Genomic DNA, 11,116 nt, shown 5'->3' with positions numbered 1-11,116 from the left:
GTATGCAGCAAAATGGAATGCTTGAGGACGTCGGCGTGGTTGCCGGCATGAAAAGCGTGGCGATAACTGAACAAGGCGGGCCTTTGGCAAAAGAGACCGGGAGGGGGCGCGCGCCCAGCGGGCGCTGCGGTGATTTACCGATCCGGAAGAAACTGGGGAAGCAAGGGTACAGCAGGGACGGCGACAGCAGGGCAGGGTATTGCAGAGACGCGGCCCGGCAAGGGCAGGGACGATGCGAACAATTCCCGAAGAGCGTCTTGCATGATGTTAAACTCGACGCCCGTGCCGTTCAGCAAGTATGCTGGGCGGTTGCAGGACGAATGGTATCGCATTCGTTTTTTGTGTCGCGTTTCCTGCAGCTCGCAGGAAACTTTCGCCGGATGCCTCATGTTCGATTTTATTCGCAACCACAAGCGCTGGATGCAGTTCATCCTGATGCTGTTGATTCTGCCTTCGTTTGTTTTCGTTGGCGTCCAGGGATATACCACGTATGTCTCCCAGGACCAGGACGTCGCCGTCGTCGATGGCGAGCCTGTGACCCGCCAGATGTTCGACAGAATGCTGAGCAATGCGCTCGAACAGGAGCGCCAGCGCCTAGGCAGCAATTATGATCCTGCTGTGGTGGATACGCCAGCGCTGCGCAGCGCGCTGATCGACAGCCTGCTTGAACAGGCCGTGATCGCTCAGGCTGCCAGCAACTACCGCTTTTCCGCCTCGGATGAAGCCCTGCGCCGCTACATCGCGCAGCAGCCTTACTTCCAGCAGGACGGCCGCTTTTCCGCCGAACGCTATCGCAACGTGCTGGCCTCGCAAGGCCTGTCCGCCAACGATTATGAAGCCGGCGCGCGTGGCCGTATCGCCATCGAACGCGTTGTCGAACCGGTAGGCGCACGGATGGATCCGGCGGTTGCCGCCCAAAACCCCTGGAATCCGATCGCGCCGCTGGATGCATCGGTGCGTGTGCCGGACAGCGTGGTGCGGGCGCTTTATAACGCTCTGCGTGAAACCCGTGATATTCAGGTGCAATCCTTCAAGGCGGCTGATTTCGCCGCCAAGGTGGCTGTGACTGACGCGGATGTGCAGCAATGGTATGAGGCCAATGGCGAAACCCTGCGCCTGCCCGAATTCGTGGATGTTGAGTATGTGATTCTTGACGAACCGGCGGCGCGTGCCGGCGTGGACGTCAGCGATGACGACATCCAGAGCTATTACACGCAGAACCAATCGCTGTACAGCACGGCCGAGCGCCGCCGCGCCAGCCATATTCAGATTTCGGTGGCTGAGGATGCCAGCCAGGCCGAACGCGATGCCGCTCAGGAGCGTGCCAAGGCGCTGGCAGAAGAGGCCCGCAAGGATCCGGCAGCCTTTGCCCGTTTGGCGCGTGAAAACTCGCAGGATGTCGGTTCCGCCGCCAATGGCGGCGACCTGGGCTGGATTGATCGCGCCAGCTTCCCGGTTGCCAGTATTGCCGAGGCTGTGTATGCCATGCCTGAAGCGGGTGACATCAGCGAGCCGGTGCCTAGCCGTTTCGGTTATCACGTGGTTCAACTGAGCGCACTGGACAAGGCGCAGGCACAGCCCTTGGCAGAAGTGCGCGACCAGATTGCCGACGAAGTGCGCACGCAAAAGGCGGGCGCTCGCTTTGCCGATCAGGCCAGCAAACTGACCAATCTGGTCTATGACCAGCGTGACAGCCTGCAACCTGTGAACGATACCCTGGGCTTGAAGATCCGGCGCGCCAGCGGCGTCAGCCGCAACGGCCTGGTGGATGCCAAGGCAGCAGGCGCCGACGCGGCGGCGGCTGGCGCGGATGGTGCCTGGCTGAATTCGGCGCGTGTGCGCCAGGCTTTGTTCACCAATGAAGTGCTGAAGGAAGGCCACAATACTGGCGTGATTGAGCTTGAGCCCAATAAGCTGGTGGCCTTGCGTGTTGCCAAGACCCATCCCTCGGCCATTCCCGAAGTGGCCCTGGTCAGTGATGGCATTCGCGCTCAATTGCGTGAAGAACGCGCCCAGGCGGCAGCGCATGAGGCCGGTCAGGCTGCGCTGGCCAGCTATCAGGCTGAGAAACCCGCAAACCTGCCGCGCGGCTTCGGTGAAAAGCTGCAAGTCAGCCGCGAACGCGCCTCGGGCCTGGAACCGGCGCTGCTGGATGCGATTTCCACGGTTCAGCTTGAGGATGCGCCTGCCTTCGTCGGTATCGAGAATGGCCCGGATTACGAGCTGGTCTTTGTTTCGGACGTCACGCTGGCGGGCACCCCGGATGCGAAGGACCTCAGTGTTCTGCGCGGCCAGCTGGACTTCATGCTGGGCGAAGGCCAAAAGGCGGCGACGCTCGAAGCGCTGCAAGCGGTGCTCAATGCCAAGCTGCTGCCTGAGGCTCAGCGAGTCATCGCCGGTGAAGGCAACGATTCACAGGACAACGCTTCCTGATCGTTTTATGAGTCAGCGCTGGATTGCGCACCTGGACATGGATGCGTTCTACGCATCCGTGGAGCTGTTGCGTTACCCTGAATTGCGCGGCCAGCCCGTCGTTATCGGCGGCCGGGCCGCGCCTCCCGTTTTACGGCCGGATGGTGGCCGGGAATATATGCGCCTGTCGGCATATGCCGGCCGCGGCGTCGTGACCACGGCAACCTATGAGGCGCGCGCCTACGGCGTTCATTCCGCCATGGGTTTGATGAAAGCGGCGCAGCTTGCGCCGGATGCCATCTTGCTGCCGGTCGATTTCGCCCGTTACCGGGAGTATTCCCAGCGCTTCAAAATGGCTGTGGCGGCCTTGGCGCCGCAGATTGAAGACCGTGGCGTCGATGAAATCTATATTGACCTGAGCGAGCAGATGATGGCGCAGGCCGCCGATACGGCGCAGGCGCCGTCCTGTCGCGCCCATGCCCATGCGCTGGCGCTGGGCTTGCAGCAGGCGGTTCAGGAAGCCACGGGCCTGAGCTGTTCGATAGGCGTTACGCCGAACAAGCTGTTGTCCAAAATGGCATCCGAATTCAATAAGCCAGGCGGCATCACCGTTCTGGAGATGGCCGATGTGCCGGGCCGGATCTGGCCTTTGCCGGCTAGCCGCATCAACGGCATTGGCCCCAAGACGACCGAGCGTCTCTTGCAGGCGGGCATTACAACAGTCGGGGACCTGGCCCGCTGTGAACTGCTCTGGCTGAAAACCGAATTTGGCACGCGCATGGGGGCCTGGCTATACCGTGCCGCCCGGGGCGATGACAGCCGCGAAGTACAGACAGAAAGCGAACCGAAATCCGTCAGCCGCGAATCGACCTTCGAGCGTGATTTGCATCCCCAGCGCGATAAAGTGCTGCTGGGGCAAATCTTCACACGCTTGTGCGTGCAGCTTGCCGACGATCTCAGCCGCAAGGGGGTCGCGGGAAAAACCGTGGGCATCAAGCTGCGCTACGAGGATTTCCAGACCGTCACACGGGATTTCACTTTGCCGCACCCCACCCAGGATGCGCGCACGATCAGGCGCGCCGCGGGTAATTGCCTCAAACGCGTGCCGCTGGACCGGCGTCTGCGCCTGCTGGGCGTCAAACTGACCGGGCTATCGCCGATCACGGCAGGCGGGGCCGCCGCCGCAGCCAGCGGCGATCCCTATACGCTGCCTTTGTTCGAAGATGCGATGCCCTTGGGCGGCTAGGTTTCAGATATCTTGCTGATAGCAGGGCGTACGGCTGCGGTCATGGACGCTGATGCGGCATTGCTCATCGTCGATACGGAAGATCACGCTGGCCAGCGTATTTTCGCCATCCGGGTCACGCGGGTCGGTGCGCAGCATCGGCAGGGTGGCTTCCGTGTCGTACAGAATATCCAGCAGCTCGCTGGCCTCAGCCTGTTCGTGCAATTCCAGCAGCAGGACATCCAGCCGCTCCAGGCGTTCACGCGATGAGGTCGTGACCAATTGCGTGGTCTGGCGGGCGCCAAAGTGTATGCAGTGATTGGTATGGCCGTAGAGCGTCGTCACGGGTTGGGAAGAGCAGCGTTCCGGGGTTGCCTCGATGCTGAGCAGCCGCTCATCGCCGACGGCGCCCAGCATATGGTGGAAGCCTCCGGCACGCGGCATTTTATTGAGCAGCGCCTGAGCTTCATCCAGGCTGCGGCAATCCAGAATGGCGCGCGCCAGCATCATGCGAGGCACGCCCTGGCCGCCGCGCATGATGCGCAGATTATCGACTACCTGCACCAAACCAGCGCGGTTGGCCGCGAAGGTATAGCCGGGCAGGGAGCCAGGCAGATAAAAGCACAGGAAGCCGGGGCTGTCTTCAGATTGGATTTCCACCAGGCGCCCCAGGCCCTTCAGGAAAGGATCGCCGTCCTCGTTGTGGGCAATCCAGCGGGAGCCGTCTGCATGTCGCAAGGCGACCGTCATGCAGCCATCATCGGTCCGGTGCAGCAGGTCGCCACGGACATTCCAGAGCAGCGCGTCTTCAAGCGGCATATCCATGCCTTCGGCCATGCCGCATAATTCCTCCCACTGCTTGGGCAGGTAATGCTGGGCTGCCTGCTGGAGCTGATCGAGCAGGGCATGGCCCCGCCAGCGGCGCAGCGCGAACCATGTCGGGCTTTGTTCCAGCAGACCCTTGATGTGCGGGCGGGCCAGCTCACCCAAAGCCCGGCCGATATCGCGGCGGCTACCGCGCAGTGAGAGAGGTGTCGCTTCCATAAGGCAGAAATCCTGAGCATGCGCCGCAGCGCAATTCCTCGCCATGCGCAATGCGCATCAGCGAAGCGGGTTCAACGGAAAGGCCGTGGCCTTCCTGGCAATGGCGGCCGGGGCATCCGGCGCGTCTGCCGATAGGCCGGCCAGTGCCGGTATCGGCGCCCGTCCAGCCAGGTGTGAACCTGGCCGGGCGCATACGATAAGGGATTGTAGGGCAGTTGCCGGGCCGCCGCAGAAAGCGGCGCCGGTTTTGCGCAATGCCAGCTTGCCTGTTGCTGCGCATGGGGAAAGCGCGTCAGCCTTTGACGCGGACGATCTTCTGCACCTGGGGAACATGGCGGATCGCGCGGATAACGCGGGCCAGCTGCACGCGGCTTTCCACTTGCAGCGTCAGCTGCAGCGAAACCGTGGCGACGGCGTCATCATGCATGGTGACATGCATGATATTGGCTTCGGCTGCGGTCACTTCCGCAGCGATCCGGCCCAACGTACCGCGCTCGTTGCGTGCCGTCACATCAAGACGGGTAGAGAAGTGCTTGGCTGTTTTTTCGTCCCAGGCCACTGACACCCAGCGTTCCGGTTCACGCGCCTGGCCCCGTTTGGCCACCGGGCAGTCGGCGACGTGTACCACCAGGCCATGGCCTGCGCGCAGCTCGGCAATAATGGGGTCGCCGGGCAGCGGATGACAACAGGAGGCCAGTTGCACGGCTTGGCCTTCATTGCCCTGGATGGGAATGGGGGCAGAGCGCGCGCTGACGATTTCATCGACTGCCGCCGCCGTGGTGGCGACGAGATCCGAACCGGGCATGAAGCGCCGCGCCACCACAGCCGCCAGGCGCTTGCCCAGACCGATGTCGGCGAGAATTTCTTCGCGGTTGCGGGCGCCGCTGACGCGCACCAGCTTATCCCAGGAGGGATCGGCGGCTTCAGGCAATTCCGCCTTGAGCGCTTGCATGGCTTGTTGCAGCAGGCGTTCCCCGAAAGCGACGGATTCTTCATACTGCACATTGCGCAGGTAATGACGAATTTCCGAGCGCGCCCGGCCGGTGCGCACATAATTGAGCCACTGGGCGCTGGGCCGGGCTGACGGCGCGGTAATGATTTCAATGGTGTCGCCGCTGCTCAACTCGCTGTCCAGCGGCATGAATTCGCCATTGATGCGGGCAGCAACGGCATGGTGGCCGATGTCGGTATGGATGGCATAGGCGAAATCCACCGGCTTGGCCCCGCGCGGTAGCGAGATGATGCGGCCACGCGGCGTGAAGACATAGACAGCGTCCGGGAACAGGTCAACCTTGACGTGTTCCAGGAACTCGCCGGAATCCCCGGTCTGGCTCTGGATGTCCAGCAGCGATTGCAGCCATTGGTGCGTGCGCTTTTGCAATTCGTTAAGCGGTACGTCGTCTTCTTTGTAAAGCCAGTGTGAAGCGACGCCTTCCTCGGCGATATGGTGCATATCGCGGGTGCGGAACTGAAACTCTACCGGCGTGCCGTAGGGGCCGACCAGCATGGTATGCAAGGACTGATAGCCATTGAGCTTGGGAATGGCGATGTAATCCTTGAACTTGCCGGGCACCGGACGGTACAGCTGATGCAGTGTTCCCAGGGCCAGATAGCATTCCGGCACGGTGTGCACGATGATGCGAAAGCCGTAGATATCCAGCACGTCAGAGAAAGACTTCTTCTGCGACGCCATTTTCTGGTAAATACCGTAAAGCGATTTTTCGCGGCTGGAAATATCGGCTTCTATGCCCGCGGCCGGCAGGGCGGCGGCAACGGCATCATGGATTTTGCCCAGCACTTCGCGGCGGTTGCCGCGTGCGGCCAGCACCGCCCTGCGCAAGACGCGGTAGCGGTTGGGGTGGATGGCTTCAAAACAGAGGTCTTGCAGCTCCCGGAACAATGCATTCAAGCCCAGCCGGTTGGCGATGGGCGCATAGATTTCCAGAGTTTCACTGGCAATGCGGCGCCGCTTTTCAGGGCTGACGGCATCCAGCGTGCGCATATTGTGCAGGCGATCCGCCAGCTTCACCAGGATGACGCGGACGTCACGCGCCATGGCCAGCAGCATTTTGCGGAAGCTTTCCGCTTGTTGCTGGGCCTTGCTGGCGAATTCCAGGCGGTCCAGCTTGGAGAGGCCATCAACCAGTTCAGCGACATCCGGGCTGAATCGCTCGGCCAGTTCCTGCTTGGCCACGCCCTGGTCTTCAATCACATCATGCAGCAGGGCAGCCATCAGCGCTTCGGCATCCAGCTTCCAGCCGGCGCAGATTTCCGTGACGGCAATGGGGTGTGAAATATAGGGTGCACCGCTGGCGCGGAATTGCCCAAGGTGAGCCTGATCCGCGAAGCGGTAGGCTTCGCGCACTTTGGCGACCTCTTTTTCGGTGAGGTAACCGCTGATGATTTCCGTCAGGCCGGCCAGCGAGGCCACCGGCTGATTGGCCGGCGCTTCACTGGCAGCGTGGCCGCCGGGATTATCGTGGGATTTGCTCTGGCGCTTTCCCAGCCTGGAACCAGCCTTGATGGCAGCCAGCAGACCGGTTGACGCTTGTTTCAGGCCTGAGAAGTCCATCGCCAGCCTCCCAGGGGATCAGGTCGGAACTTTACGCAGCATTTCCAGGCCGGTGACACCCTCGGCAATCTCGCGCAGGGCGGTAACGGCAGGCTTGTTTTTGGATTCGATGCGGGAACTGTGACCTTGCGCCAGTTCACGCGCGCGATAAGCGGCTGCCAGCGCCAGCTGGAAGCGGTTGGGCGATTTTTGCAGACAATCTTCGACGGTGATACGGGCCATGGCGAATCTTAAAAAAGAGAACGAAAACAGGACGATGCTTTAGCGGGGGTCCAGCAGGCCGAAGCGGGTAAATAGTTCGGCGTTGCGCTTGCTTTGGGACGGATAGCGCAGGCGGGCGCTATGAATGATTTGTTCAAAGGCCTGCAACGCATCGCTAAATTCTTGATTAATAATAACATATTCGCACTCTGAAGCATGCGAAATCTCGCTTTCGGCCGCGGCCAGGCGCTTGGTGATGACGGCTTCGGCATCCTGGCCCCGGCGGCGCAGACGCGCTTCCAGCTCTTCCAGCGAGGGGGGCAGGATGAAGATGCCGATGGCATGGGGGAAAAACTGCCGGACCTGACGCGCCCCTTGCCAGTCGATTTCCAGGATGATGTCCTGGCCAGCCGCAATGGCGGCGTCGATGGCATCGCGGGGCGTGCCGTAATAATTGCCGTGGACTTCGGCCCATTCGAGCATCTCACCGGCGTCGCGGCGGCGCAGAAACTCGGGGATATCAAGGAAACGGTAGTCGCGGCCATCTGCTTCGCCTTCGCGCGGCGCGCGGGTGGTGCAGGAAACGGAAAGCGCGATATCAGGATGCCGTTCGAGCAGAGCGCGAACCAGGCTGGATTTTCCGGCGCCACTGGGCGCGACGACAATGAACAAATTACCGGAGTGGGCGGACATGGGCAAAGAATACCTTAACGAAGGCGGCAAGCATAGCAAACTTGGAGGCCCGAGGCGCTGAAAACCGGGCAAATTTTCCTTGAGACGGTGCGGGCCAGGCCGGGTCAAAGACGAGCGCTCGATTTACACTGCTGACAGCGTATTCGCCATCCACCGTTCTACCGGAGATTTTCATGGCCCACCATTCCCCGCTTGTGAGCGCCGCGCAATTGCAGACGTGGTTGCAACAAAAGCCCGCCGAGGTGCTGGTGCTGGATGCCAGTTTTGATCTGGGCGATCCGGCTGCCGGCCAGCAGGCTTTTTTGCAGTCCCATGTGCCTGGCGCGGCGCATATCGACCTCAACCGGCATTTGAGCTCGCCGCCGGATGGCAGCAACGGACGCCACCCTTTGCCGGATTTTCCGGCGCTGGCAGCGTTGCTGGCCCGCCTGGGGGCAGACAATACGACGCGCATCGTGGCGTATGACCGGCAGGGCAGCATGTACGCGGCGCGGGTTTGGTGGCTGCTGCTGCGCGCCGGGCATGCCCGCGCCTATGTGCTGGATGGCGGTCTGCCCGCCAGGCAGGACGCCGGGCTGCCGGTGGCGGCAGGGGCAGCCGAGATACGGCGGGCGGGTAGCTTCAGGTTGCGGCCGGCGCTAGTGGAAGTCGTCGATTACGAAACCCTGAGGCCGCTGGTCGGTACCGGCACGGCGCCGCTGGTGGTGGATGCGCGCGCGCCGGATCGTTTTCGGGGGGAAAACGAGACACTGGACCGCATAGGCGGCCATATTCCTGGGGCGAAAAACCGCTTTTTCCGCGATAACCTCGATGCCCAGGGACGCTTTCTTGAACCCGCGGCCTTGCGCGCTGCCTTCGAGGCCGTGCTGGCGGGTCAGCCCGCCACTGAGGCTGTCATGCAGTGCGGCTCCGGCGTGACAGCCTGCCACAATTTGCTGGCGCTGGAACTGGCGGGCCTGAAAGGAGCCAGGCTGTACCCCGGCTCCTGGAGCGAATGGTCTTCACGCGAGGGCGCGCCGGTCGCCACCGGGGACAACGGCGGAGCGGCCGGTTCCTGATTCAGGCGGAGCAGGTTCAGGCAGACTGCACGGCCACGTGCGGGGACTCACGGTGCCACATGTTGCTGAGAACCGTGCAGAAACGGGGCATGCCGGATACCGCCAGAGAAAAATGAGAGAAATGGAATCCGGCAGTGTCATCAGGATTTCATCGCCGGGCGCCAGACTGGCAAGCTGATTCCGGTCCGCGACCCTGCTGCGGGCCATTTACCGGAGAAATCAGCTCGTGAAAAAGACACTGCTTTGCCTGGCGCTGGGAATGACATTCATGGGCGCGGCCCAGGCGCAGGATGCCTGCCCGCGTGGTGACCTGGACAGCCGTTATTGTGACCGCGACGGCGATATGGTGGCCGATGCGCCGACCGACCCGAAAGAGTGGATAGATCCTTCGACGCTGGTATTTGCCTACACGCCGGTTGAAGACCCCGAGGTGTACCGCGGGGTCTGGGACGGCTTTCTGAAGCACCTGAGCACGGTGACGGGCAAGAAGGTGCAATTCTTCCCCGTGCAATCCAATGCGGCCCAGATCGAGGCCATGCGCGCCGGCCGCCTGCATATCGCAGGCTTCAACACAGGCAGCAATCCGCTGGCGGTCAATTGCGCGGGCTTTGTGCCCTTCACCATGATGGCCGACAAGCAGGGGGCCTATGGCTACGAGATGGAAATCATCGTGCCTGCCGACAGCGGCGCGCAGAAAATCGAAGACTTGAAGGGCAAGACCATTGCCTTCACTTCGCAGACATCCAACTCGGGCTACAAAGCGCCGTCGGCCTTGCTGGCCAGCGAGTACGGCATGCAGGCCGAGCGCGATTACAAACCGGCGTTCTCCGGCAAGCATGACAACTCGGTGCTGGGCGTGGCGAATAAGGATTATGACGGCGCGGCCGTGGCCAATTCCGTGATGAACCGCATGATAGGGCGCGGCACAGTAGAGGGCGACAAGCTGCGCAGCATCTACAAGTCGCAGTCCTTCCCGACGACAGGTTACGGCTATGTCTATAACCTGAAGCCGGAACTGGCCGACAAGGTGCGCGAAGCCTTCTTCACGTTTGACTGGACAGGCAGCGCGCTGCTGGAGGAATTCAGCAAGTCCAGCCCGCCGCAAGAGGTGTTTATTCCCATTACCTATAAGGAACACTGGGGCGTGGTGCGGGATATCGACCGTGCGATGGACGTCAGCTATAGCTGCAAGTAACCCTGGCCGCCAGAGCCGGGCGCTTCCTTGCGGAACCGCACCGGCCTGGCGCCCCCCTGGCTGGCCGCCTGCGGCCCGGGCATAAGTCAGCTGATGCCTGTCGGGCCTGGCGCAGGCCGCCGGCCGCCATGGAGCCACCATGCTGCAATTGCAATCCCTAAGTAAACGTTACGCGACTGGCGATCTGGCGCTGGATCAGGTCGAGCTGGATTTGCCGGCAGGCCAGGTGATGGCTTTGATCGGCCCATCCGGCGCCGGTAAAAGCACCTTGATCCGTTGCGTGAACGGTCTGGTGACGCCCACATCAGGCAGCATCACCCTGGCCGGTGACAGCCTGACTGGCCTGAGCGCCGCCCGGCTGCGGCGCGCCCGCCGCCATATCGGGATGATCTTCCAGGAGTACGCGCTGGTCGAGCGCCTGAGCGTGATGGAAAACGTATTATCCGGCCGCCTGGGGTATGTCGGATTCTGGGCCAGTTGGCTGCGCCGCTTTCCGGCACAGGATATTGCGCGCGCCTTCGAGTTGCTGGACCGGGTCGGACTGGCCGGGTTTCAGGACAAACGCGCGGATGCGCTGTCCGGCGGGCAGCGCCAGCGTGTCGGGATTGCGCGGGCCTTGATGCAGGAACCGCAGTTGCTGCTGATCGACGAGCCAACGGCCAGCCTGGATCCGCGCACGGCCCGGCAGATTATGCGGCTGATTTGCGAGCTGTGCC

General features: G+C 62.2%; 9 protein-coding genes. 5 read left to right on the top strand and 4 right to left on the bottom strand.

Annotation, left to right across the window (positions count from 1 at the left end; all coding sequences use genetic code 11):
- Positions 1-387: 387 nt before the first annotated feature.
- Positions 388-2,433 (top strand): SurA N-terminal domain-containing protein, encoded by a 2,046-nt coding sequence (locus tag ACTJGZ_RS14370; RefSeq protein WP_441663591.1) that lies wholly within the window; start codon positions 388-390, stop codon positions 2,431-2,433.
- Between the two features lie 7 nt (positions 2,434-2,440).
- Positions 2,441-3,658: a DNA polymerase IV gene (gene dinB, locus ACTJGZ_RS14365; protein ID WP_441663590.1), complete on the top strand. Its 1,218-nt coding sequence runs from the start codon at positions 2,441-2,443 to the stop codon at positions 3,656-3,658.
- A gap of 3 nt (positions 3,659-3,661) precedes the next feature.
- Here the strand turns inward: dinB and ACTJGZ_RS14360 are convergent, their stop codons facing one another.
- The 4 genes from ACTJGZ_RS14360 to gmk all read right to left on the bottom strand — a co-directional run bounded on the left by ACTJGZ_RS14360 (position 3,662) and on the right by gmk (position 8,147).
- Positions 3,662-4,681: a C45 family autoproteolytic acyltransferase/hydolase gene (locus tag ACTJGZ_RS14360; protein WP_441663589.1), complete on the bottom strand. Its 1,020-nt coding sequence runs from the start codon at positions 4,679-4,681 to the stop codon at positions 3,662-3,664.
- A 292-nt stretch (positions 4,682-4,973) separates the two neighbouring features.
- On the bottom strand, positions 4,974-7,253 hold the full coding sequence (locus ACTJGZ_RS14355) for a RelA/SpoT family protein (protein ID WP_441663588.1): 2,280 nt from the start codon (positions 7,251-7,253) through the stop codon (positions 4,974-4,976).
- Between the two features lie 18 nt (positions 7,254-7,271).
- Positions 7,272-7,475 (bottom strand): DNA-directed RNA polymerase subunit omega, encoded by a 204-nt coding sequence (gene rpoZ, locus ACTJGZ_RS14350; protein ID WP_068369484.1) that lies wholly within the window; start codon positions 7,473-7,475, stop codon positions 7,272-7,274.
- Positions 7,476-7,514: 39 nt separating this feature from the next.
- Positions 7,515-8,147 (bottom strand): guanylate kinase, encoded by a 633-nt coding sequence (gene gmk / locus ACTJGZ_RS14345; protein WP_441663587.1) that lies wholly within the window; start codon positions 8,145-8,147, stop codon positions 7,515-7,517.
- 173 nt (positions 8,148-8,320) lie between these two features.
- On the opposite strand from gmk, the gene ACTJGZ_RS14340 reads away from it, so the two are divergent.
- From ACTJGZ_RS14340 to ACTJGZ_RS14330, 3 genes are all read left to right on the top strand, one after another.
- On the top strand, positions 8,321-9,205 hold the full coding sequence (locus tag ACTJGZ_RS14340; protein ID WP_441663586.1) for a sulfurtransferase: 885 nt from the start codon (positions 8,321-8,323) through the stop codon (positions 9,203-9,205).
- Between the two features lie 226 nt (positions 9,206-9,431).
- Positions 9,432-10,400 carry a phosphate/phosphite/phosphonate ABC transporter substrate-binding protein gene (gene phnD / locus ACTJGZ_RS14335; RefSeq protein WP_441663585.1) on the top strand — a complete coding sequence of 323 codons (969 nt, stop codon included), beginning with the start codon at positions 9,432-9,434 and terminating at the stop codon, positions 10,398-10,400.
- Positions 10,401-10,539: 139 nt separating this feature from the next.
- Positions 10,540-11,116, top strand: a 577-nt coding sequence (locus ACTJGZ_RS14330; protein WP_441663584.1) for a phosphonate ABC transporter ATP-binding protein, incomplete at its 3' end; no start/stop codon positions are given.

It is taken from the genome of Kerstersia sp., assembly GCF_052103615.1.
Taxonomy (GTDB): domain Bacteria; phylum Pseudomonadota; class Gammaproteobacteria; order Burkholderiales; family Burkholderiaceae_B; genus Kerstersia.
The sequence above is the reverse complement of the archived record's forward strand: the minus strand, read 5'-3'. Positions and strand labels throughout refer to the sequence as shown.